Annotated in this window: 19 protein-coding genes and 1 pseudogene; 10 read left to right on the top strand and 10 right to left on the bottom strand. The window is 51.2% G+C overall.

Translation table 11 applies throughout. The annotated features are described in order from the left end of the window. The first annotated feature begins 162 nt into the window (after positions 1-162). The 3 genes from IE054_RS06685 to IE054_RS06675 all read left to right on the top strand — a co-directional run bounded on the left by IE054_RS06685 (position 163) and on the right by IE054_RS06675 (position 5,084). The gene (locus IE054_RS06685; protein WP_189404585.1) at positions 163-765 is read left to right on the top strand and encodes a YigZ family protein; all 603 of its coding nucleotides are present in this window, start codon (positions 163-165) and stop codon (positions 763-765) included. Positions 766-866: 101 nt separating this feature from the next. Then, positions 867-1,985 carry an efflux RND transporter periplasmic adaptor subunit gene (locus IE054_RS06680; RefSeq protein ID WP_189404584.1) on the top strand — a complete coding sequence of 373 codons (1,119 nt, stop codon included), beginning with the start codon at positions 867-869 and terminating at the stop codon, positions 1,983-1,985. A gap of 9 nt (positions 1,986-1,994) precedes the next feature. After that, positions 1,995-5,084, top strand: a complete 3,090-nt coding sequence (locus IE054_RS06675) for an efflux RND transporter permease subunit (RefSeq protein ID WP_189404582.1) — start codon at positions 1,995-1,997, stop codon at positions 5,082-5,084. Positions 5,085-5,109: 25 nt separating this feature from the next. Here the strand turns inward: IE054_RS06675 and IE054_RS06670 are convergent, their stop codons facing one another. Further along, positions 5,110-6,987, bottom strand: a complete 1,878-nt coding sequence (locus IE054_RS06670; protein ID WP_189404580.1) for a M1 family metallopeptidase — start codon at positions 6,985-6,987, stop codon at positions 5,110-5,112. Positions 6,988-7,153: 166 nt separating this feature from the next. On the opposite strand from IE054_RS06670, the gene trhA reads away from it, so the two are divergent. Further along, on the top strand, positions 7,154-7,801 hold the full coding sequence (gene trhA / locus IE054_RS06665; RefSeq protein ID WP_189404578.1) for a PAQR family membrane homeostasis protein TrhA: 648 nt from the start codon (positions 7,154-7,156) through the stop codon (positions 7,799-7,801). Then, complete coding sequence (locus IE054_RS06660; RefSeq protein WP_189404576.1) at positions 7,798-8,271, top strand: protein-tyrosine phosphatase family protein; 474 nt, start codon at positions 7,798-7,800, stop codon at positions 8,269-8,271. Before trhA ends, IE054_RS06660 begins: the two co-directional genes overlap by 4 nt. A 65-nt stretch (positions 8,272-8,336) precedes the next feature. On the opposite strand, the gene IE054_RS06655 is transcribed toward IE054_RS06660, so the two are convergent. The 4 genes from IE054_RS06655 to IE054_RS06640 form a co-directional block, all read right to left on the bottom strand. Further along, positions 8,337-9,260, bottom strand: a complete 924-nt coding sequence (locus IE054_RS06655; RefSeq protein WP_189404574.1) for a hypothetical protein — start codon at positions 9,258-9,260, stop codon at positions 8,337-8,339. 18 nt (positions 9,261-9,278) lie between these two features. Beyond that, entirely contained in the window at positions 9,279-9,959 is a 681-nt protein-coding gene (locus IE054_RS06650) for a hypothetical protein (protein WP_189404572.1), read from the bottom strand. Between the two features lie 3 nt (positions 9,960-9,962). After that, entirely contained in the window at positions 9,963-10,493 is a 531-nt protein-coding gene (locus IE054_RS06645; protein WP_189404570.1) for an RNA polymerase sigma factor, read from the bottom strand. Positions 10,494-10,710: 217 nt separating this feature from the next. Next, a complete protein-coding gene (locus IE054_RS06640) occupies positions 10,711-11,619 on the bottom strand; it encodes a hydrogen peroxide-inducible genes activator (protein WP_189404568.1) in 909 nt (302 codons plus the stop codon). Between the two features lie 266 nt (positions 11,620-11,885). Here IE054_RS06640 and IE054_RS06635 point away from each other — a divergent pair, with 266 nt between their 5' ends. Then, positions 11,886-12,872, top strand: a complete 987-nt coding sequence (locus IE054_RS06635) for a universal stress protein (RefSeq protein ID WP_189404566.1) — start codon at positions 11,886-11,888, stop codon at positions 12,870-12,872. 66 nt (positions 12,873-12,938) lie between these two features. On the opposite strand, the gene IE054_RS06630 is transcribed toward IE054_RS06635, so the two are convergent. The 5 genes from IE054_RS06630 to IE054_RS06610 form a co-directional block, all read right to left on the bottom strand. Next, positions 12,939-14,210, bottom strand: a complete 1,272-nt coding sequence (locus IE054_RS06630; RefSeq protein WP_189404564.1) for an inorganic phosphate transporter — start codon at positions 14,208-14,210, stop codon at positions 12,939-12,941. A gap of 281 nt (positions 14,211-14,491) precedes the next feature. Beyond that, entirely contained in the window at positions 14,492-15,208 is a 717-nt protein-coding gene (gene phoU, locus IE054_RS06625) for a phosphate signaling complex protein PhoU (RefSeq protein WP_189404562.1), read from the bottom strand. 15 nt (positions 15,209-15,223) lie between these two features. Further along, positions 15,224-16,030: a phosphate ABC transporter ATP-binding protein PstB gene (gene pstB, locus IE054_RS06620; protein ID WP_189404560.1), complete on the bottom strand. Its 807-nt coding sequence runs from the start codon at positions 16,028-16,030 to the stop codon at positions 15,224-15,226. Positions 16,031-16,036: 6 nt separating this feature from the next. Beyond that, positions 16,037-17,593, bottom strand: a complete 1,557-nt coding sequence (gene pstA / locus IE054_RS06615; protein WP_373293848.1) for a phosphate ABC transporter permease PstA — start codon at positions 17,591-17,593, stop codon at positions 16,037-16,039. A 4-nt stretch (positions 17,594-17,597) separates the two neighbouring features. Beyond that, positions 17,598-19,823 (bottom strand): ABC transporter permease subunit, encoded by a 2,226-nt coding sequence (locus IE054_RS06610; protein ID WP_229805022.1) that lies wholly within the window; start codon positions 19,821-19,823, stop codon positions 17,598-17,600. Positions 19,824-19,973: 150 nt separating this feature from the next. On the opposite strand from IE054_RS06610, the gene IE054_RS06605 reads away from it, so the two are divergent. The 4 genes and pseudogenes from IE054_RS06605 to IE054_RS06590 form a co-directional block, all read left to right on the top strand. After that, complete coding sequence (locus IE054_RS06605; RefSeq protein WP_189404559.1) at positions 19,974-20,480, top strand: glycine cleavage system transcriptional repressor; 507 nt, start codon at positions 19,974-19,976, stop codon at positions 20,478-20,480. Between the two features lie 262 nt (positions 20,481-20,742). Beyond that, positions 20,743-22,812, top strand: coding sequence for a polyphosphate kinase 1 (gene ppk1 / locus IE054_RS06600; RefSeq protein WP_189404557.1), 2,070 nt, complete (start codon positions 20,743-20,745; stop codon positions 22,810-22,812). 21 nt (positions 22,813-22,833) lie between these two features. Further along, positions 22,834-24,363 (top strand): exopolyphosphatase, encoded by a 1,530-nt coding sequence (ppx, locus tag IE054_RS06595; protein WP_189404556.1) that lies wholly within the window; start codon positions 22,834-22,836, stop codon positions 24,361-24,363. Positions 24,364-24,497: 134 nt separating this feature from the next. Continuing rightward, positions 24,498-24,941 (top strand): annotated as a pseudogene (locus IE054_RS06590) (transposase); the annotation flags it as partial.

Raw genomic sequence — 24,941 nt, 5'->3', positions numbered from 1 at the left:
GTCAGTGCCGTCTTTCACGATGTCGGCGCTCTGCGAACTGCAGTACCATTGCTGGCCAACGGGCACAGGCTCACTTTTATGCACTCGCCAGATAACCGCTGAGAACCAAAACTGAGATTAAGCACGCTACAGCCACCGCCAAAACTGCGTTACACTGTCCCCATGAATTATCCGATCCCTGCAAAAACAGCTATCTCAGAGCTGGAAGTGAAAAAAAGCCGGTTTATTGGTATTGCCAGCCATGCCGACAGCCGCGACGCGGCGCTGACGATACTCGAGAAGATCCGCGCCGACTACCCAGATGCCAGGCATCATTGCTGGGCGTATCAGCTGGGTCACCCCGACACGCCCACCAGCGCGGCGATGGGGGATGATGGCGAGCCCTCGGGGACCGCCGGGAAGCCCATTTTGAATGTCATTCAGCACAAAGATGTCAGTGATGTGATGGTGGTCGTAGTGCGCTATTTTGGCGGCATCAAACTTGGCGCTGGCGGATTAGTACGTGCTTACTCAGGGGCTGCGCAGGCAGCAATGGCCGATCTTGCCATTAAACACCATGTCTCGCTGACAGCACTTTCCATTGTCAGTGACTTTCGTCATGAGCAGTTCATCAGACATTTCGCCGACACGCATCAGGGCCAGATCAGTGATGTCGTCTATACCGACAACGTCGCGCTGACACTGCATCTTCCCGATGAGGCAACGGATCCGTTCGAGACGAGCATTGGCGCGCTGAATATTCAGGTTCGACGAGCCACCGAATAAAACTAAAATGGTGAGAGCACCGTAAAAGTCAAAAATAAAAAGTAACCCCAACCATCCCCGGGAAGCATCCCTTCTCCGGAAACATCAGGAGTTTATATTCAATGCGCACGCTTTCGCTTGTGATGTGCCTGTTTTTCATTGCTGGCTGTGATAACCCGCCGCAGCACAGAGATCTGTTGCGCACGGTGGTAGCGACGCCGGTGACCCCCTTTGATGGACAACAGCAGCATATTTTGTCGGGCGTTGCCCAGTCTGCTGAAACCAGTCAGTTAAGTTTCGAGGTTGCCGGCATTGTTGAAACAGTCAACGTTAACCTTGGTGACATGATCCGCAAAGGCGATGTGCTGGCGACCATCGATAGTAAAGTGTTTGAGCTTAATCAGAAGCAACGCCAGGGAGCGCTCTCCGAAATTGAGGCGCGGCTCAGAGAAGCGCGGCGTGACGTTGAACGGAAACGTCAGTTGCAGGCCTCCGGTGCCGTTTCAGAAGCTGAGCTGGATGTCGCCGTGACTCAGCTCGCCGCGCTGCGGGATCAGCTGGACGTGGCCCGCGCGCAACTGGGTATTGCCGAAGAGGAGCTCAGTGATACACGGCTTATCGCGCCCTACCCGGGGCGCATTGCCGAGCGCCTGATTGAACCGTCACAACGTATCACACCAGCCCAGCCCGCATTTAGTATAGAAGGACAGGCGGGCATTGAGATCTCGGTTGCCGTTCCGGAAAACATGGTCAATAAAATCCACTCTGGTGATAATGTGGATGTGGAAATTTTTGCCCTGGACAACCAGCACGCTAGCGGCCGGATATTTGAAATTGGCAGCCGCGCTCAGAGCGCCAATGCGTTTCCGGTAACCGTGCGGTTAACCGATGAGGTGCCAGGATTGCAACCTGGAATGAGTGCCGAGGTCACCTTCACATTTTCACAACCGGGCAACGAGTCCACCTTTGAAATTCCCTTAAGCGCGCTGGTCTCATCAGACCGCAATCAGCATTACGTGTGGCAGCTGATGCGCGCGGATGCGTCACGCTCAGACAAGGATATTCCTGTTTACACCACTATGCGTCAGCCGGTTGAGGTCGTCTCACTGGAAACTGATGTCGCCCGGGTGCGAGGTAACCTCGAAGCAGACATGCAGGTCGTGCGATCCGGGGCCAGTCTGCTGAGCGACGGTCAGCGCGTCCATCTGGCCAATGGCGATACCCGCCTGTTTAATCAGTAGGAGTGGGTCATGTCACTTTCTCAGCTGAGTCTTAAGCAAAACAGGCTGATGCTGGCGATTGTCAGCCTGCTGATGGCGTTTGGCCTGTACAGCTATATCACATTGCCGGCACAGGAAGATCCGTCAATTACCATCCGCGAAGCCGTTGTCACCACCACGTTCCCCGGCCTGCCGGCTGATAAGGTGGAACTGCTGATCACCAAAACACTGGAAGAAGCAGCCCGCAAGCTACCGGAAGTCGATGAAATTCGTTCGGTGTCGATGACCGGTCAGTCGATTATGCATGTCAAAATTCAGGACCGGTATTTTGCACTTGAGCAAATCTGGGACGATCTCAGAGACGAGCTGGAACAGGTTCAGGGTGACCTGCCCAGTGGCACCTCCGCCCCGCTGGTGAACGATAACTTTGGTGATGTGGCGGTTCTGACGGTGGCGTTGTTAATGGATAGCAGTTACACCGAGGGTGAACGCACTGATTATGCCCAGCACATCCGGGACAACCTGTTCAAAATCGACGGCGTCAAACGCATTGATCTGCTTGGGGTGTTGCCAGAGCAAATCACCATCAAGGTGAATAACAGCAAACTTGCACAAACCAACCTGTCGCCCAATCAGCTTATCAGCATTCTGCAGCAGCAGAATATTATACAGCCTGGTGGAACTGTAGATGCCAATGGCCAGAACTTTGCCATTCAGCCCTCAGGGTACTTTGAAACTGTCGATGATGTGCGCAACGCCCTGATTACCGTACCCGGAGAGCAGGAATCATTTCTGCTGCGTGATATTGCTGATGTTCAGCGCGAAGTGGTTGATCCGCCCAGCCGCACCGCGTATTTCAATGGTGAAAAAGCCATTGTATTTGCCATCGCCAAAAATGCCCATGTGGATGTCCTGAAATTTACCCCGGACATGGAACGGGAAATCGCCGCGCTTAACGCGACGCTGCCAGCCGGTATGCAACTGGACATCATTACCCGGCAGGCGGAAGTGGTTGAGAATGCGGTAAACGGAGTTAGTATCAATGTACTGCAAACCCTGGCGATCGTCTGTAGTGTGGTCGTGCTGTTTCTGGGCTTACGCGCCGGACTCATTGTAGGGGCAATTGTGCCCGGCGTTATCCTCATCACCATTGCCGTTATGGCCTTTTCTGGCATGGTGCTGGAGCGTATGTCACTGGCCACGCTGATTATTTCACTGGGGGTGCTGGTCGACAACGGTATTGTGGTTGCAGAGGACTTTAAGCGCCGCCTGGAAGATGGTGAAGCGCGCGAACAGGCGCTCGCCAACAGCAGCCGTTCGCTGTCGTTTCCCTTGCTGACTTCCTCGCTGACCACCATTTTAGTGTTTCTGCCGCTGATGCTGGCTGACAGTGTTGCGGGCGAGTACACCCGCTCAATTTCACTGGTGATCCTGATCTCCTTGCTGGTGTCCTGGCTATTATCGCAGACCATCACACCGTATCTTTGCTATCACTTTATCCCGCCTCCCAAAGGCAAAGATGAAGAAAAAGCAGGCGTGAGTCATTATTTCACTAAACTAAATCCGCTGTACGAATCCGGTGTACGGCGGCTACTTAATTACCGCGCCTTATTCTTGCTGGTCATGGTCGGCCTGTTCTTTGTTGGCGGCTACGGATTATCAAAAGTGCCGGCCAAGTTCTTTCCTGACTCCGACCGGGCCCAGGTGCTGGTTTACCTGGATCTGCCCGCAGGCAGTTCTATTCGCGAAACCAACCGTACGCTGGAATCGGTTTTTGCCCGGCTCGATAATCGAGAACATTTTCCACATATAATGAAGCATGTGGGCTACGGAGGCTTCGGCGGCCCCCGCTTTGTGCTATCGCTTACCCCGATTGATCCCGAACCCTCCAAAGGCTTTGTGATGATCGATGTCGGTGAGCGCAAGCATGTGGCTGCTACGATAGATTCGCTGCGCGCCATGTTCGCCAGAGACTTTCCGTCTGTATCGGCGCGCGTCACCAAAATGTTTCTGGGCCCGTCCGACTCCAGCAAAATCGATATCCAGGTCAAAGGGCCGGATAAAGATAAGTTGTACCGCACCGCCGGCGATATTGAGGCAATACTCAATCAATTACCCGGCACCTACGACATTAAAAATAACTGGGAAAACCGCGTTACCCAGATCAAGCTGGACATCAATCAGCAAAAGGCCCGGCGCGCCGGGATCAGCTCGGCCGATATTTCACAGACGCTAAACACCTATTTCAGTGGCCGCGGCATTTCAGAGTTTCTGGAAGGTGACGATATTCTGCCTATTGTGGTGCGTGGTCGCGACAGCGAGCGCTTCGACTTATCACGCATAAAAAGTGTGAATATTTTCTCACAGTCGCGTAATACCAGCGTACCGCTCACCCAGGTGGCCGAGATCCGCTATGAGACCGGCTTTTCCCGTATTGCCCGGGAAAACCTGTTCAGAACCATTACCGTGGAAGCCAAAAATGCGCTGCACAACGCCGAGGAAATGGTGCCCATGATCGATGCCGATATTCAGGCATTGCGCGACACCCTCCCCTATGGCTACGAGATTGAATATGACGGCGTGATTGAAGAGTCAGCAAAATCTCAGCGCTCGCTGAATGAATACCTGCCACTGTGTATCAGTATTATCGTGCTGCTGCTTGTCGCTCAGTTCCGCTCGTACCGTCGCGCCGCCATTATTATGCTGACCGTGCCTTTGATTATTATTGGCGCGGCGATGGGTCTGATTGTGATGCAGGGTAACTTTGGGTTTATGGTGATCCTGGGACTTTATGCGCTGGCCGGTATTATTGTAAACAACGCCATTGTGCTGATTGAGCGTATTGATGCCGAGCGCGAGGAGCTGGGTGAGGATGGCGATCATGCCGAGGCAGTAGTCACCGCCAGTGTCAGGCGGTTGCGACCCATTCTGATGTCAGCGTTTACCACTATTTTAGGGCTTGTGCCGTTGCTGGTCAGTGGCGATGTGCTGTTTTATGCCATGGCCAGTGCCATTGCATATGGGCTTGCTGTAGGCACGATACTAAGCCTGGGTGTGGTGCCGGTGCTGTATTCTCTGTTCTTTCGTTTACAACCCGCTAAACACCGCAGCAAGGCGTGACGCAAGCCGCGTCACGCCAGCATGGTTAGTCGTTCACAAACCCTTCATTGGCTTTTATGGTCAGCGGGTGATAGCCCGGCTTCGCCTGCTCAAAGGCCTTTTTGGCAAACGCTTTGCCGTCTTTGGTTTTCGCCAGCTCACGGTAAAGCGGCTTCACCAGCTTATTGCGGCCAATATTAACCAGGTAATTATGCAGACGCGGATAGGCGGCTTTATAGGTGTTTTTCACCGCAATCATAAGCCAGCTGTGCGCTATCTCATTATTCTGGGTACTGGTCAGCGCAAAGGCATCATCGAGGGCCTTTAGCTGCGTATCAGACAGGGTGTCAGGCATGTTGTTCAGAAAGTACAGCCACTCATGCACGGTCCAGTCGCCGGTCATGATGTCTGCGGCACTGATTTCGCCATCCAGCCAGGCACTGCGCGTCTTGTCGATATTTACGAACGCATCAGACTCTGGTTTTGGTGCGCCTTTTGGGATCCCGGGTTCAAATATCCAGGTCCGGATCCGCGCTTCACTCAATTTTTCAGGGTAGTCAGCCAGCAACGTCTTATCGAGGTAGTCGATAAAGGTATCGGTGGTAATGCTTTGAAACGCAAAGTCTTCGAAATACTGGGTCAGAAAGGCGTCAAAGTTGTCGCGGCCGATTTTCTGCTCAATTTCACGTAAAAACAGTGCGCCTTTTTCATACGGGATGTTAGAAAAGACATCATCCGCATTGCGGCCCCGCAGATCGATAGCCAGTATCTGATCCTTTGCCGGTAGCGCGTCGATGTCCGCCATTAAATCCTGATAGCCCAGCACCGCTTCTTTTTTATAGCGATCGTGGCCATAAATCATTTCCATGATACGGTAGGTAAGATACGTAGTGAACCCTTCGTTCAACCAGAGATCACGCCAGGTGGCATTGGTCACCGTATTGCCTGACCAGCTATGCGCCAGTTCGTGAGCAATCAGCGATACCAGGCTCTTATCGCCGGCAATCACCGTCGGGGTAATGAATGACAGGCGCGGGTTTTCCATGCCGCCGAATGGAAATGAGGGGGGCAGGATCAGCAGATCATACCGATCCCAGCTATACGGACCGTATTTTTCTTCAGTGGCCTCCAGCATGTCTTCGGTATCTTCAAACTCGCTGGCGGCCGCATCCAGCATTGAGGGCTCGGCGTACACACCGGTGCGCTCGCCCATTGCTTTAAATTTAAGATCGCCAATGGCCAGCGCTATCAGATATGACGGAATAGGCTGTGGCATAGAAAACGAATAGTCACCATCGCGCGGCGTGTTGGGGGTATTGGCGGCGCTCATCACCGCCAGCAGCGATTCCGGCGTTTGAATGTTTGCCTCGTAGGTGACCCGTACTTTGGGAGAATCCTGCAGGGGAATGAAGCTTCGGGCATGCGTCGCCTGAGCCTGTGTAAATAAAAACGGATGCTTTTTCCCGGCGGTCTGCACCGGGCTAAGCCACTGAACCCCGGAGGCTTTGGGTGACGTTTCATACTGAATACTAACCGTGTCTGCGCCCGCTGGCAGCGATATCTTCAGCGGCGTGCCCAGTTCGGCATCGGTCTTGCCCAGTGTATAATCCACCGGCTGTCCTTCTGCGCTTACATTGAGAATATCCAGTGCCCGGGTATCCAGTACCAGTGCGGTCGCATCTTTATCCTCCCGCTTCACCGACAGGGTCACACTGCCTTTTAGCTGCCGGGCGTCAAAATCTGCGGTTAAATCCAGATCGAGATGCGTGACCCTGATTTCATCAGGATTCGCAAAAGAATGGTAATCTTTGCCAGCCTGAATGGGCGATGAGGTTTCCGGGCTCTTTTCAGAAGGGCCCTGCTGCGCCGCCAGCGGCTCTGCAAGCAACAGAGAGGCTGTTAACAACCAAAGCGCTTTGTTCATAGTAGGTGGTACTCCTGTATCTAGGGAAGATGCCATCCTAACAGAGTTCATCATCGACATCTGCCAGGCGAAGAAATCTGCGATTTTTGTCATCCAAATGTCGTAAATCTTCCGTATTGTTTTAGTGTACACATGTACGCTGAAAATTTATAATGGCGATATGAAGATGAATAAATCCCTGGACAACATGACCCGGCAGGCCTATTCCGTAGTAGAAGAATGGCTTAACAGTGTCAGCCATGGCATTGGGCTGATTGCTGCCATCGTCGGGTTAGTATTTATGCTCTTAAGAGCAGACGATCCGGTCGCAATCAGTGCGGCGGCAATTTACGGCGCCACGCTGATCATGATGTTTCTTAGCTCAACGCTTTATCACGGCATCTCAAATCAAAGGGCGAAAGGGATCCTCAAACTGTTCGATCACAGCGCTATCTATTTACTTATCGCCGGGACCTACACGCCATTATTGCTGGTGGCCGTGGGCGGCTGGCTGGGGATCACCATGACGGCTATCATCTGGAGCCTGGCACTTGGTGGGGTCGCCTTTAAGCTGGTTGCACAGCATCGCTTCCCCAAGGTATCTGTGATGACCTACCTGCTGATGGGCTGGATTGCCCTGGGGATTATTTATCCATTGTATCTGGCGATGCCGGGCGGCGGTTTATGGTTGCTGGTTGCCGGCGGCCTTTGCTTTAGCGTTGGGGTGTTTTTTTACGTGGCAAAAAAGGTAAAATATACGCATGCAATCTGGCATTTGTTTGTGCTGGGTGGCTGTAGCTGTCACTATTTTTCCATTTATTATTTTGTTGTATGACCCAATCACACGCCGACAATATCAGTCTCTGGCAAGGCCAGTTAAGCCTAGGTGCCGTTCCTGATAACGAAAAGCTCAGAACGCTCGCTGACCAGGGATACACGCACGTGGGCTGTTGCCTGACCGACAGCGAAATTGAAGAGACGTTGCCGTCACGTGCCCGCGAGGCGGGGCTTCAATGGACCTGGCTGCCTTACACCCTATCTGCACTTGATGAAGCCAGTGACACCCACTATTTGCGACGTTACCTGAGTAGTCTGCGTTCGATGCTCATGCAGCCAGCCAAAATTCATGTATTTTGTGACGATAGTGCTACCCGCTGCATACTGCTTAGTTATGCGTTATGTCTTAACGCGGGCATGTCGACGAGTTCAGCCTATTTCGCAGTTTGGTCGCTGACCGGGGATCAGACTCATCAGGTCAAACGCGCTCAGCTGAGTGCCGTTGCTAATATGAACCTGTACGGATAAGCCGGCGAGGTGCGCCCGCGCCGGTTGCTCAGGCTGAGAGTGATAAAAAGTTATCGTCGCTGCGGTCAAAAGGCGTAACTGGTCGCCGACGACAGTAGCGCTGCAACATCCATTTTTTCCTGCACACAGGCTTTAATATTACGTTTAGCAAATACATAGATTTTATCCTGGGGGGTTCCATCCTCGCCAAGCACAAAATCTTTGATGACAAAGCTGACATTCTCATCGTCGCTGAGGCCGCGCAGACCTGAGCCAAACCGGCACAAGGTTTTCCCAATACTGCTTTCAAACCGTGTCAGAAACTGTTTATACGCTTTATCCCGCGCCTGCTTTTGTTTTTCCAGCCGCTTTTTCTGCTCTTTTTCGATGTCCGTGGCGTACTGCTGCAACTCTTTTTCACGCTCTGCAAAACTCGTAAGTTCCTGCTCGATTCCCTCTATTTCACGCTGTATTTCTTCGCGGCGTTCGCCCTCGGCCTGACGCAACTCAAAATTCAAATCGCGGTTACGCCGCTCCAGTTCCCGACGCTCCCAGGCCAGTTCCCGCTCACGATCCCGCAAATCACGTAACTGTGAGTTAGACTCTCGGAATAACTGCGACACCTGACGACTGGCTTCTTCAGCAAAGGCTTCCCATTCCCGGTCCAGCTCGATATGAATATCCCGGTCTCCGCCCTCAACCACGATGGGCGCAACAGCGGGGATTGGCGGGATAGGCGGGATCCGCATACTGGTACCATCAAAGGAAAAACCGTGCAGTGCGCCCTGATTTACCGACACCGTGAATACCACGCCCTGGCTGGCCAGGTAGGTAGTTTGCAGCTGACGATACCGCCATCCCTCACGTTCATTATTTTGCTTAAGCGCGGTGTCGATAACCCCCGACATAATTTCCAGCTCATCATTTAACGCATTAATTTGTTTGCTGCTTATTGCGGCACTGCACATTAGTGGGCTGGCCAGTAGGGCACATAACAGTAAAGGCTTCATAGTCACTACTCCTGATCGTTATTCGTCGGCAAGTGGGTCGCCGCCAGATATTAACGGATTCATTGATTGATGTTTTTCCAGTGCCGACACATCCTGTTGCAGGTTGTGCAGCTGTCTGGCATAAAATTGCTGATCGTCACTGCGCTGCTGATTAATAAACTTCACCAGCTCAGCAAAATCCTCGCGACGTTCCTTTCGGCTTGACGCCAGCAGGTATTCAGTCAGCTCTGCGCTGCTTTGACGCTGCTGGCTGGCCAGCGCATCCGCATAGTCGCGGAAAACAGCCTGATTAGCCTGCTTGTAAGCATCGACTCTGTCCTCGACCAGCGCAGCAACCTCCTGTGCATCCAGACGCTCGCTAAAGCCCAGTGACAAACGGCTGTCGCTAACTTCAACCCGGAAACCGGTAATTACCATCACCAGAGCCAGTACCGACATTGCCATAGAAGCCACTGGTAACCCCTGCCATTGATACCAGCGTGGAGATGCATTATCGGTAAACGTGGCTGACTTATTCCAGGCAGGTGGTGCGGGCGCTGTGAAGCTTTCAGTGGCGCTAAAGCAGCGCCCCGCCATTTCGACCCGGAGAGCAAAGTCTGCATCCTCTGTACATAACTGCTCGAACGCTTTGCGCTGCGCCTGAGTAAGGCTGTCTTCCAACCATGCAGCCAACAGTGTGTGTTTGTCGTTTTCTGTCATGGGTTACTCCAACTCCAGTTTAAGTCTGGCAAGCGCGCTGTACAGGCGCGACTTTGCCGTATTGGGGGATATGCCTAGCTGCAGAGCAATGTCCTCAAACGTAAATTGGCCAAAGAATTTCAACTCTACAACGGCCTTCTGTGCCAGCGGCAGCGCCTGCATGGCAGTGACAACCGCACTACTTTGTTGCGAGCCATGAAGGTGCATCTCAGGACAGGGTTTGTCACAGGGTTGCTCGGGGGTATCATCCAGCCCCTGCTCTGGCCGCTTACGCCGATAAAATTCCATGCAGCGAAAGTGAGCAATACGAAATAACCAGGCTTTAAATGCTCCGTCACCGCGAAAATTATCCAGGCTGCGGAACACCGACAAAAAAATATCCTGCATTAGATCCGCGGCATCATGCGTGTTACCGGTCATTCGTATCGCATAATGAAAAATCTGCTTTTCATACCGGTCAATAAGCGTAAGCCAGGCCTTTTTATCGCCTTTCAATGCTTTTTTGACCAGTCGCTCGTCCCGTACTTCAAACACAGTGTGCCCTCAGATTAAAGGAGTCTGGGTGCCGCAATGTCCCTCTCCTGCGTTGTTATTGTAGTAAGGAAGAGCCAAAGCATTACTATTCGTCCTTACAGGCAGAGTATTACTACCTGACATGGCCTGCCGCACTTCCCATACAACTATAGTCGGGACACCCAACGAAAAAGTTTGAATTTTTTTACGCTGAAAACAGAAAAGTGCCAGGCCGCGATTATTTGAGGGTCGGAATGGGGAGTAGCGGCGAGACAATCTCTGCGATGCGACGGAACAGCTGCATGCGGGTTGTACCGCTACGCCAGACCAGGCCAATCTCACGAAACGCCTTATCTTCCGCGGCGAATGCTCGCAGTTCAGTGTGCTCCAGGATGTTCTGATTGAGTGCCAGCTCGGGTAAAAAGGTGTAGCCCAGTTTGCTGTTCGCCAGTTGCACCAGGGTATACAGGCTGCTGGCCGCGACACTGCTAACCTGTTCACTGTGCTTAATGTTACAGGCACTCACAGCATGATCAGTCATGCAGTGCTCCTGCTGAAGCAAAAAGATGCTTTTTTTGGGCAGTTGCGAGATATCTACCGGCTCAGGCAGTGACGCGGCCGTATCGTTGTGGGCGATAAGGTGAAAGGGATCGTGACCCACCACCATTTGTTTGCAGCCAGGAGTTTGCATGGGCAGTGCCAGGATCAGCAGATCCATGCGTCCATCATGCAGCTGCTGCAACAAATTTTCCGTGGTGTCTTCCTGTAGTTCCAGCTGGATCTCAGGTAAAAACGTATTGAATGCCCCGATCATGCCTTCAAACAAAAAGGGCGCAATGGTAGGAATAACCCCCATACGTAACTTGCCGCGCTGCCACTGGCCAGCGTTCTGTGCATACTCTACCAGTTCTGCCGCATCCTGCAGTAAGGCTTTACTGCGCTCTACCACGTCCAGCCCTAGTGAGGTGAACACAAACGTTTTGTGTTCACGTTCCAGCAACTGACTACCGAAGTGCTCTTCAAGGTTCTGGATCGCTGTACTTAAGGTCGACTGACTGACATTACAGCGCTGTGCAGCACGATGGAAATGCTGCTCCTGATGCAAGGTCACCAGATAATGCAGATGCTTAAGATTGGGCCACTTCATAAATCCCCTTTTATGATTAAAAACAACAAAAACAATCTACCATGAAGATTAACACGGTGGCAATCCTGTTCTCCTTCTGCACCGTAGCTGATCCCGTGGATACAAAAAGCTGCGTAAATTTTTCATCTGACGCGTGCGCTAAGAAACAGCAAATTCAGACAATTACACGTATACTGAGTTAATAACCCCACACAACTGTCATAGTGTTGAACTACGATGACAAGCAGAACATCTGATTCAGAAAGATGCGGAATAATGGAGAAGCAATGAAAGGTCATTTTTCAAATATTTTGTGCGTACTCAACGACACCCATGAGCAAGACGAAATTATTGAACAGGCCATACATATCGCCAAAAGTCACCAGGCCAAACTGACCCTGGCCCTTGCACTTGAAGCGCTGCCACCAAATGCCAACATTGTTATGGAGTCGTTTTCATATATTGACTCCGAACAGTCGATGCAGTCTTCTGCCAGGCAATGGCTTGAAGATAAGCAGCAGCAGTGGTCGGCCGACTACCCGATTAAAACAGAGCTCTGCATAGGGCAACCACTGCTGGACGTTGTCTCGCTGGTTGGTGAACGCGACATTGACTTGCTGGTGAAGCTGTCTGATGATGATTTTATGGACCGGCTGTTTGGTAGTGATGATATTCGCTTGCTACGCAAATGTCCGTGTCCAGTGTGGATACTACACCGCGGAAATAGCAGAAAATATAAAAAAGTCGTCGCAGCGCTGGACTTGAATTATCACTACCCTGAACATGAAATTTCCGTGCGTAAGGCGCTGAACATGGATCTCTTGCGCACCGCATCTCAGATAGCGCTGCTTGAATTTGCTGAACTGCATATTGTGCACGTATTTGATGCTGTGCCAGATACGATTGTTCGCAGTGGCTTTATCAGTGTGGACAATGATCGTATGGAGCATGACCTGTCGAAGATTCATGATGAGCGACAGCAGGAGCTGGACAGATTGCTCGCCCAGTTAGAATCAGAATTAGACACAGGCGTGATGGATTATCTGCAGCCGCAGCGGCATATCGTACACGGTTACCCACGACGGGAAATTGCAGCGACAACGCGATCGCTGGGGGCCGATGTTCTGGTTATGGGCACAGTCGCCCGCCTGGGAGTGCCCGGCTTTGTTATGGGCGGCACCGCGGAAGACACCATTCAGCAAATTGACTGTGCGCTGGTCGGCATTAAGCCTCGGGGATTCGTATCGCCATTACTGCCTAAACCCGGTAGCTAACGCTATAAATTCAAAAGAAGGGGGCGCGAGGCCCCCTTTGTAGTTAACTACCTACGTTGTCTGAGCTTACGCCACACCAAAGCTGGCTTTAAGAATATAGAAGAAAATAATCGATAGAATGGCGCCGGCGGGCAGAGTGACCACCCACGACACGATAATATTGCGCACGATACCTAGATTCAACGCAGACACGCCGCGGGCCAGGCCTACACCTAATACCGCTCCGACCAGCGTCTGTGTGGTGGAAATGGGTAACCCGGTCCCCGATGCAATAACCACGGTGCAGGCTGCAGCGAGTTCAGCAGCAAAGCCGCGGCTTGGTGTCAGATGTGTAATGCCCTGACCTATGGTTTTTATGACCCGATGACCAAACAGTGCCAGACCGGCAACAATACCAATACCGCCGAGTGGCAGGATCCAAGGCGCCAGTTGTGCGCTGGCATTAATCTCGCCACCGTTGGTCACGACACTGACCACAGCAGCCAGCGGACCGATGGCATTGGCCACATCATTTGAGCCGTGCGCGAAGGCCATACAACATGCCGTTACCACCATCAGCAAAGCAAAAACTTTTTCAATGTTTGCGGCCTGAATATCTTTGCTTTCATTTTCATTAAAGCGCATACGGCCAATGAAATATTTACCTAGTATGCCCAGGCCAACAGCTATCCCAATCGCCACCAGATAACCGTTCATTTCGCTTAACTCAAGCCCGACATGCTTCAGACCTTTTTTAATGGTGACCAGCGACATTACAAAGCCTGCCAGCGCCATATAGATGGGCACATAACGTTTGGCGTTAACCAGCGGTGTTGCGGTACTGAAGATAAGACGTTGTGCGCTCATAAAGATAAGAAAGGCGATGATACCGGACAGAGCGGGCGTCACTATCCAGCTTCCAACGATACCGCCCACCTTTCCCCAAGAGACAGCATCCATACTGACACCGACGGCCGTAAAACCAACGATGGCACCAATAATGGAATGTGTGGTTGATACGGGCCAGCCCAGCCAGGATGCGACGGCCAGCCAGATACCGGCTGCCAGCAACGACGAAATCATACCCAGAACCAGATACTCGGGTATATCTGCAAAGTAGCTCGCGTCAATAATGCCTTTGCGTATTGTGGAGGTGACTTCGCCCCCCGCGAGATAGGCACCGGCAAATTCAAAAATCATCGCGATGAATATTGCCTGTTTAATGGTCAGTGCTTTAGACCCAACAGAGGTTCCCATCGCATTGGCTACGTCGTTCGCGCCAATTCCCCATGCCATCACAAACCCAACTGTAGCAGCAAGGATTATCAGGATGAGACCATAGCTTTCAAAAAATTCCACGAAAATCGCTCCTGTCTTAACCGCAATCTGAACCGGCGCCGACGTTTTTCACGCCTGTACGTTGGCTCAGATACAAAGTCGGGTGTGAAGTTTCAACGTTACACATTACACACATAGAGTATTTTTCAAACAAGTCCGGATTCGGCTGGCGCGAATGATAACGTAATCGTGCAGCCAGCAATAGGGTTTCATTTGCGAAAAAGGTCAAATTCGAAGGCCTTTTATATAACTTGCTGGTATTTGAAACAAATGTTTCATTTTTATGACACGTTCCCAGCGATTCACGACAATTCATCCAGCTTCTGCTGCATCGATTCAATGGCCGCATGGCGCAAATCTTTGCCTTCACTCAAAGATACGACGTACTCACAAACATTTTTACAGCGATCGCCAATCCTTTCCAGTGATCGCAATGACCACAACACATCAAGCCAGTCCTGCATGTCATCTTTGCTTTTTTCCATTTCTGAGGTGGTGTAAGACAGCAGTTTTTTATACTCGCTGTCAATACGGTTATCCTGGTCGTAAACGCGCAGCGCCGCATCGCCGTCCTGTCTGGCAAAAGCATCAAAGGTGCCGCGCATCATTGCGGCCACGCGATCACCAATCAGAATCATGCTGCTTTTAATCGTTTCTGATACGGGCAGTTTATTTTTGGTAATAAGCCTGGCAATCCGTTCAATCTCGTCGCCCATGCGCTCTATATCGGTGACCGCTTTCGAAATCGTCATGATTAGCCTGAGATCACTGGCAGTAGGGTGGCGTTTGGCGATAATTCTCAGACACTCCTGATCAATCTGAATTTCCATGGAGTTTATTTTCAGATCGTTCAGTACCACACGCTCAGCGAGGCCGCCGTTGTTTTCCCTGATTGCCTCAAGGGTTTGGTTTAGCTGTAGCTCCACTTCACCGCCCATGGTCAGCACCGAATTTCGCAAGTTTTCCAGTTCCGTATTAAAGGTGCCGGAAATGTGGGTATTCAATGCAACTTGTCTCATCGCTACCTCCAGAACCTAGCCGTAGCGGCCGGTTATATAATCTTCGGTCTGCTTTTTATCCGGCATCGTAAACAGGGTATCGCTGTCTGAATATTCGATAAGCTGCCCCTGATGCAAGAACGCCGTGTAATCTGAAACCCGCGCGGCCTGCTGCATATTGTGGGTGACAATAACAATCGTACAGCGGGATTTGAGCTGCGCCATTAGCTCTTCAATAAACAACGTAGTGAGCGGATCCAGCGCCGATGTAGGCTCATCCAGCAGCAGTATTTCAGGTTTGAGTGCCAGTGCACGGGCAAAGACCAGACGCTGCTGCTGTCCGCCGGACAGAATGTGTGCCGACTCAAATAGGCGGTCTTTAACCTCATCCCATAGCGCGGCATCTTTCAGCGCCTGCTCGACAGCATCATCGAGGGCGCGACGGGTACGCACCCCCTGCAGGCGCAGTCCGTAACACACGTTTTCATAGATACTTAATGGAAATGGATTGGGGCGCTGGAATACCATTCCTACCCGTGTGCGAAGCTGCGACACATTTTGCTTCTTACTGTTAATATCGTGTCCATCAATATTGACTTCGCCCGTGTACCTGCACCCCTGATGCAAATCATTAAGCCGGTTGAAACTGCTGATCAACGTAGACTTTCCGCAGCCGCTCTGGCCTATTAATGACGTGATACAGTGCTTGGGAATGCGCATAGAAATATCATGCAGTACATGCTTGGTGTCGAACCACAGGTTCAGATCCCGCACATCAATCGCGGTCTGCGCGTCGCTTAATTCATGGACATTGAGTTTGTCGTGTTCGAACAGCTTCAGCATGAGACTTCAACCTACCAGATAACGTTTTCTGAGGCGGGTACGCAGTATTACCGCCACGATATTTAATACAAAGACGACCGCCAGTAGCAGCAGGCAGGCAGCAAACATCATCGGCGCCCCTTTTGCGTCAGTCTGACTGTGAAAGGCACCATCATAAATTAACACGCCCAGATGCATAAACTGGCGCTCGAGGTGCAGATACGGAAACTCGCCATCAACCGGCAGGTTTGGCGCAAACTTCACCGCCCCGACCAGCATTAGCGGCGCCACCTCGCCGGCTGCCCTGGCGATAGCCAGAATGACGCCCGTCATAATACCCGGCGATGCAATGGGCAAAATTGTACGCATGATAGTTTCAGCTTTGGTCGCGCCCAGCGCATAACTGCCCGCTTTCAGGCCGTCTGGCACGCGCTGCAGTCCCTCCTCTGTGGCCACAATGACCACCGGCAGTGTCAGGATCGCCATCGTCAGTGCCGCCCAGAATACCCCCGGCGTACCAAAGGTTGGCGCGGGTAATTGCTCAGTAAAAAACAACGCATCCAGGTTGCCGCCCAACGTATAAACGAAGAAACCAAGTCCAAACACGCCATAAACAATTGATGGAACTCCGGCCATATTACTCACGCTGATACGAATGGCCGCCGTAAACCCGTTATCCGGCGCGTATTCGCTTAAATAAACTGCGGCAAGAACGCCAAATGGCGTAACAATAATGGTCATCAGAAAGACCATCAGCACCGTGCCGAACAGCGCTGGAAATACGCCTCCGGCAGTATTCGCCTGTTTTGGGGACTCCGTCAGAAAAACCGCAATATTGTCAAACGCAACACCCCACTTTTCCATCCAGCTCAGGCGACTGACAAACTCAAGGCTGGCAATGTCTGCAAGGGGCAACGTATAGCGCTGCTGATTGGCGAAAGCGACCTGCAAAGTATACGCATTACGTTCTTCTTCCAGTGCCAGAATTTTTTTGTGCCAGTGCGCAAACTGTGCTCTGAGCTTTTCCCGGGCCGGCGCTTCCTTTTCAACATTTCGCCGGTCATATTCTGCAAGCTTAATGTGTATTGCGGCCAGCTCCTGCACCCGGATCTGCTCAATTTGCTGTGATAACGCCAGTTCATGCTGCTGCGCCTTGGCAAAACGCTCGGCCGAAAAAGGGTGTGACTGTGGCATGGTCACGGTAAGTGGCCGGGCGAATAGCTGACGGCCATCATGTAAACGTACCGAGGCGGCATCAGCGGCATTGCGACGACTCTTCAGGACGTCGGCATTGACCAGCGCTTTGTTGCCGAATGGGAAGCGGGCGTCACTGTATTGCAGCTGCCAGACCTTGTGAGGGGCTGTCTGATGCAGCGATGTCTGCGCATAAACCTGCTTTTGTTCGCCAGACTCTGCTGATGTATAGACCAGTTGTTCGATTGGCTCGGGCCAGAAGTAAGCGGCGCCACGCACAACGATCAACATTAAAATACTGATCATCACCAGCAACAACATACTGCATAAAAACGCAGACAGACTGATAGCATACGACTGCCGCTGGGCCGCAGTGGTCATATTGCGCAAAAACTCAACCACGGTACGCCCTGCTCCTTAGCCGTCGGCGTAAAAACTCCGCCAGCGTGTTCACCACGAATGTAAAGCCGAATAAAATACAGGCAGTAAAAAACAGGATGTGATAATGCGCACTGTCGACGTCAGCCTCGGGAAGCTCGATGGCAAGGTTGGCCGTCAGCGCCCGCAATCCTTCAAACAGGCTCCAGCTTGAGACCGGCGTATTGCCGGTTGCCATCAGTACAATCATGGTCTCGCCAAAGGCCCGTCCGAAGCCCAGCATTACAGCCGCCAGGATCCCCGGCGTCGCTACCTGAATGACCACATGCATCAGTGTTTGCAGGCGGGTGGCTCCCAGTGCATAGGAGGCATGCTTAAGTGACTCAGGGACACCACTGATAGCATCTTCTGTCAGCGAATAGATACTTGGCGAGATGGCAATACCCAGCGCAATGGCCACGACCAGCGTACTTTTGCCAATCGGACTCTGGGTGTTGTCTGAGAGCTGCTCGAGACTGCCGATCCCAAACAATCCTTCAAGCAGCCATGGAGCCCACTCAACACTGATATAGCCCAGTAATACAATGCCCAGCAAACTTATCACCAGTTCACTGCTGTGACGCATAAACACAGGAAGTTTGAGTGACAGCCGGTGCTGAAACAAGGCCAGGATCAACAATATAACCGGCACGGTAATCAGAAAAAACACAAAGGAAAAAAGAAACTGCCCCGCCACCGGAGACAGCCATATCGCGGCAATAAAACCAATCAGTACACTGGGTACGGCCTCAAGCATTTCGATGGCCGGTTTCAGCACATGGCGTAAGCGGCTGCGAGCAAAAAACGCCGTGTAGACGGCCGCACAGAGTGAGATAGGAATGGCTACCAGCAAGGCAAGCAGTGACGCTTTCAGACTGCCGATAAGTAAAGGAGTAATACTGTATTTGGCTTCAAGATAGTCTGACGCATTGGTGGTTTGCCAGACAGTCGATGCCGTTGGGTAGCCTTCATACTGCTGTGGCTCAAACAGCGATGACCAGGTCGTCACGCCGCTGAGCTGATCGATATCCCAGACAGCCACCTTGTTTTTGCCATTGGCATAAAGCCGGTTGCCGTACCATTGAATATCCTCAAACCCTTGTCCAATTTGCTGCAGCGCGACTGTTTCTCCGGTAATACGATTTAATAATGCGACCTCACCCTGCCTGGTCAGAAGTGCCAGCATGTTCGTACTGGCATGATCCCGTATAGCCTGAGGTGTAGCTAGCGATGCATCAGTAATCGTATAGGTAGGTGCAAAGCGCATTTGCCCTCCCTTACTACGCAGTGTCCAGCGCGTCAGCTGGCCCTGTGTATCGGCAATAAACAGCGTGCGGTCTTTTTCCAGTGACTGCCACCATGTCATTGGTGCATCCAGCCGGACAGCCACTGTCGTATCCCGCTCTTCCAATTGGACACCCACCTTATGTGCATCACGTATGGCATGAAAGCGGAGCGTGCTTTCATCATATACCGCTGTCTGGCGACTGCCGGGTAATGGCAGGACACGCATAGAAACAGGAAACGTCTGCGTAACAATTTCTGTGGGTGTCTTGCGGTTTACCCACCACAAATAGACTTGCTCTGATGTGTTTATCACCGTCACAACCCATTGTTCAGATAGCCTCACGTGCCAGCTCTGACGGTCTTGCCAGGTATCGGCAGGAATAGCAAACGACAGGCTGTCCCCTCCTGGGGCCGGCGCACTTAGGGTGGCACTGTAAGCGCCGGTTGCGACTTCTGCACTGTCACTGGCGGTCAACCCTCGCACGGTTTGTATACGCACCTGGCCGGCCGGTGAAATGTCAACAATGTATTGTTGCCCGAGACTGCTAACTACATCCAGCGCATGCGTACAGGGTCGGCTGACCTGTCCTGCCTGTTGATAAACGCCGGAATTAAGCGATTTAGCTGAGAGTGCACAGGCGGGAGAACGCACCACCAATGGCTGACCTTCCAGCAAATCACCGGTTGCGACAATCGGCCCGCCCTTTTGACTCGAATAATCTGGCAGAGCCTGTTGCTCGAACGACGGCGAGAGTACCAGTGGAAAAGCCTGCATGAGTAAGTGAGTGATCAGGACCACCAGCGTAAGGAGTACCAGGCCACCGAACCCGGTCACTATAATTTTTACCAGATTGTCTTTGCGAGTTCGCCTCGCTGTAGTTTGCTTGTTATCGGAATTCATTGTTGCATAAGACAATTTGGCACTATTATGAATTAACAGACTGGCATTTCATGCTATTTTGAGAAACACCCGTCAGCGATACTTACCTGCTGCAGGATTGTACGCTGACCACGCGCCGAATACCAACAACGGCAAGTACTTAGTCTCGTTTACAAGGAGCCACATATGCAACCACTCATTATTTCAGTATTGGGCAAAGACAAGCCCGGTCTGGTGGACGCACTCGCCAAGAAAGTATACCAGCATGGTGGCAACTGGCAGGGCTCCAGCTTTGCGCATATGGCGGGTATGTTTACCGGATTCGTAGAGGTTCATGCACCCGCGGACAGCCACCAGGCGTTGATTGCCGCTTTGGATCAAATGCCGGATCTAACCGTACAATCAGTTTCTGCTGCTGATTCTGCGTCATCGCATACGACGCGACTTCAGGTGGAAATAATGGGCAACGACAAGTCAGGTATCGTGCAGGAACTGACATCCGTGCTGAACGAATTTAACTTAAATATCGTAAATTTTGATTCGCATTGCGAAAGTGCTCCAAACTGGGGAAGCCTGATGTTTAAGGCCACGGCAGTTATTGCCGTACCAGAAAGCTTTGACCAGGATCGGCTGCAACAGGCTCTGGAAAACCTGGCCAATGATCTGGTCGTGGACATCCACACAACGTACTAGGTACACAGTACCAAGCCGACAAGTGTGATAAATGGACACCCACAGATCAGCTCTGTGCCTTTGAGAAGACACCCACACAACATGGCAGTTTTTGACATATGGGCGTCCACCCTATTGATAAATGTGGACACCCATAGCGTCGCAACTTTATCTTCAGCAAAATGGTAAAATACCATTCGTTGCATGAGTTTTCGCAGCTGTCACCATTTTGTCACTGACACCTGTCAGTCTTTGAACATTTTAAAAGAATTACATGGGTATCATGGATAACTCTGAACTTTACTACCCCAAAGAAATTAGCTGGCTTGCATTTAATGAACGTGTGCTTCAGGAAGCGGCTGACGTGAATACGCCCGCTGTTGAGCGCATTCGTTTTCTTGGCATTTATTCAAATAACCTGGATGAGTTTTTTCGGGTACGAGCCGCCGATGTTAAACGTCAGATAACTATCGCTCAAAACGATGGCAATGATGAAGAAGCAGAGCGACAAATTGCGCTCATGGAGAAAATTCAGGCGAAGGTTGTGCAGCTTTCCGATAAATTCGACACCATCCATAAAGATGTTGTCAAAACCCTTGCTCGCTACAACATCCACATTTTACGCCGCAATGACCTCAATGAATATCAGCGAACCTGGGTTCGAAACTTCTTTGTGAACAAAGTGTTACGCCATATTGCTCCCATTTTAATTGATAAGAAAACCGACCTGCTCAGTCGACTGAACGGAACATCGGTATACCTTTATGTGGCGCTGCGTCGCAAAGATCGTTCCCCCAAATTTGCGGTCGTTCAGGTGCCGACCACGGAAATGTCACGCTTCATGCTTATCCCACCTGAAAAAAGCCGCAAGAAGAAGCACCTGGTTATGCTTGATGACATGATCCAGTTATGTCTGGAACAGATTTTCCGCGGATTTGCGAAGTTCGACAGTATTGAAGCGTACTCCTTTAAAATGACCCGCGACTCCGAATACTCCATCAATGATGAAATTGATGAGAGCTACGTAGAAAAAATGTCGGAAAGTATGAAACAGCGCCTTATCGCCGAGCCAGTGCGCGTAATCTATGACACTGATATGCCTCAGGATATGGTGAAGGATCTGCGTAAGCGTTTAAAGATCACGTCGCTGGACACGATGCACGCAGCGGGTCACTATCGTAACTTTAAAGACTTTATCGGATTTCCTAACGTTGGTAGAGATTACCTTGAGCATTCAGCACTACCGGCGATTGATTCAAAACAGTTTTCTGCCTACAACACGGTGTTTGACGCGATTACCGCCCATGACATTTTGTTGTATTACCCGTATCACCGCTTTCTCCACTTTACTGAGTTTGTGCGTCAGGCCGCGTTTGACCCCAATGTGAAAGCTATTCGCATCAACATTTATCGCGTGGCCAGTAAATCGCGTATTGTCAATTCACTGATTGATGCCGTTGATAATGGCAAAAAAGTGACCGTCGTCGTGGAACTGCGCGCGCGTTTTGACGAAGAGGCCAACATTGAATGGTCAAAGCGCATGACCGATGCAGGGATCAGAGTAGTACTGGGAATACCTACATTAAAAATCCACAGTAAGTTATGCCTGGTTACCCGTGAGGAGCGTGGATCGCTGGTTAATTATGCGCACTTTGGCACTGGCAACTTTAACGAGAAAACGGCAAAAATTTATACTGATTTCAGTCTGTTCACACGCAATCAGGAACTGGCTGAAGAAGCCGCGTCGGTATTTGATCTCATACAGTACCCGTATCGTCGCTACAAGTTTCAGCATCTTCAAATATCTCCGCTTAATTCACGTACCAAGATACAGTCACTGATCCGTCAGGAAATCCAGTTTTTAAAGGAAGGTCGCGAGGCCGGTATTACCTTTAAGCTCAACAACCTGGTTGATAAAGAGCTGATTGATGATTTATACCGGGCCAGCCAGGCTGGTGTGAAGATTCGTGGTATTGTGCGTGGCATGTGTTCGCTGGTACCCGGTCTGAAAGGGGTGAGTGACAACATTGAAATCACCTCCGTAGTAGACCGTTTTCTCGAACACCCCCGCGTGATGGTATTTGAGAGTGGCGGTGACAAAAAAGTCTTTATTTCTTCGGCAGACTGGATGACACGGAACATGGATAACCGCATAGAAGTAGGCTGTCCGATATACGACCCGCGCCTGAAGAAGCAAATTATCGATATTCTTGAACTACAATTTCGTGACACCCTCAAAGCGCGCGTTATTGACAAGGATCAGACGAACCGGTACGTTCGCAGAGGTAATCGTAAGAAGTTGCGCTCGCAAATCGAAATTTACGACTACCTGAAGCAACAGGAAAACGGCTAACCGGAACGCAATCTTTTACCCATGGTACAACACGAATCCGCGCTAGACAGTGTCGCGTCCAGAGAGAGCAGCAAAGTGGCGGCGCTGGATATCGGCTCTAACAGCTTTCATCTGGTGGTAGCGCGGATTGTCGCTGACTCCGTACAAATCCTCCATCGCGTTAAGCAAAAAGTTCGCCTTGCGGATGGCCTGAATGAGCAGAACATGCTTTCGCAGGAAGCAATGGACCGTGGTTTGCATATGTTGGGCGTTGTGGCCGAAAGTATACGGGGGTTTGAACCGGACTCTGTGCGTATTGTAGCCACACACACGCTTCGCAAAGCAAAAAATGCCGCAGACTTTATTCGGGCAGCAAAGGACATCCTGCCTTACCCCATTGAAGTGATTTCAGGAACCGAAGAAGCACGTCTCATTTACAGTGGTGTCGCGCACACCAATCACGCCGATGGCCAGCAACTGGTCATTGATATTGGAGGAGGCTCGACCGAGTTTGTCGTGGGTAAAGGCTTTGATCCCCTGCTGTGCAGAAGCTTGCAGATGGGATGTGTGAGCTACACAAAGCGTTTTTTCCCCGACGGCGCACTCACCCCAGAGGCATTTGAAACAGCCATTACTTCTGCACAGCAAGAACTCGAACTGGTTGAAACCAAATTCAGAAATCTGGGATGGACGCAGTGCATAGGTACGTCGGGAACAATCCGAACCTTGTTCACACTGGCCCAGAACGATGAAGATAGCGCGCACGATGTGCCAGTGACACTGGGACGACTCAAAGGACTGATGAAGCAATTCATCAACGCCGGTCACACTGACAAGCTGACAATGGCAGGACTGTCAGATGATCGTCGAGTAGTGATCGCCGGTGGGCTGGCAATTCTTATCGGCGCATTCAGAGCGCTTAGTATTGAGGGGCTCGTTTACTCGTCAGCCGCGCTTCGGGAAGGTGTGCTGTACGAGATGGAAGAACAGCTCCATCATGCGGATATACGCGGACGAACAGCCAGTAGCCTTGCTACACGTTATGACGTAGATACTAAACAAGCATCTATGGTGTTAACCACCTCACTGTTTTTGCTCGATCAGGTACAAAAGCCGTGGAAGCTGAAAAAGCAGGACTTTCGCAGTATGCTCGGGTGGGCTGCGCTGCTACATGAAGTCGGTATTCAAATTAACTCGCGAGGCGTTCAGCGACATAGTGGCTATATTCTGGCAAATGTCGATATGCCCGGCTTTACGCAGGAGCAGCAAAGCTTACTAGCGACACTAGTCCGCTTTCATCGTAAAAAAATTCGTAAAGATGATGCGCCATATTTTTCTCAGTATGACAGCCAGTCAGTTTTCAAACTAGTGGCACTCTTACGGCTGGGCGTATTGCTTAATATTAAACGTCAGCAAGGCTTCGTGCCGGATTTTATTGTTAGTGCTGACAAGTCATCACTCACGTTAACGTTTCCTGAGGGCTGGCTGTCTCAACGTCCTATCATTCATGCCGATCTCAAGCGTGAAAAGAGCTACCTCAAGACCATAGGCATTGCGTTAACGTTCGCCTGATAGCAACCATCCACATTCGTGGACACCCACAGTTAGTCAATAGACACCCACCATTCTGGCCTAAGGTCCCGGTGATTTTTCCCGCCGCATCATCCATGCTACGGGTATAACCTGTTTAACTGTGACGCTTTATCATGGCCCGGCCCCGCTCTGAGCTTATCTGTCTGGATGATACACCCTACTATCACTGTGTATCACGCTGTGTGCGCCGGGCTTATCTGTGTGGCCATGATCCGCTATCGGGTCAGTCTTATGAGCATCGACGTCAGTGGGTAGAAGACCGTCTGATAGTCCTTGTCCAGGCCTTCTCGGTGCTTATGTGTGCCTACTCAGTAATGAGTAACCACACCCATGTCGTACTCAAAGCAGATAAGGCTGCCACACAAACCTGGAGTCACTTCGAAATACTCAGTCGCTGGCATAGGGTGTTTCGCGGCACACACCTGACGCAGCGATACTGTTGTCCGAAACAGGCCGCTTTACTCTCCCCGGCTGAGCTGGAGTCGGTTCGCCAGACCGCCGAGGTATACCGGGCCAGGCTGTACGACATCAGCTGGTTTATGCGTGCGCTGAATGAA

Source organism: Alteromonas halophila (assembly GCF_014651815.1).
Taxonomy (GTDB): Bacteria; Pseudomonadota; Gammaproteobacteria; order Enterobacterales; family Alteromonadaceae; genus Alteromonas; species Alteromonas halophila.
Note: the sequence above shows the minus strand (reverse complement) of the source record. Positions and strands in the feature narration are given on the sequence as shown.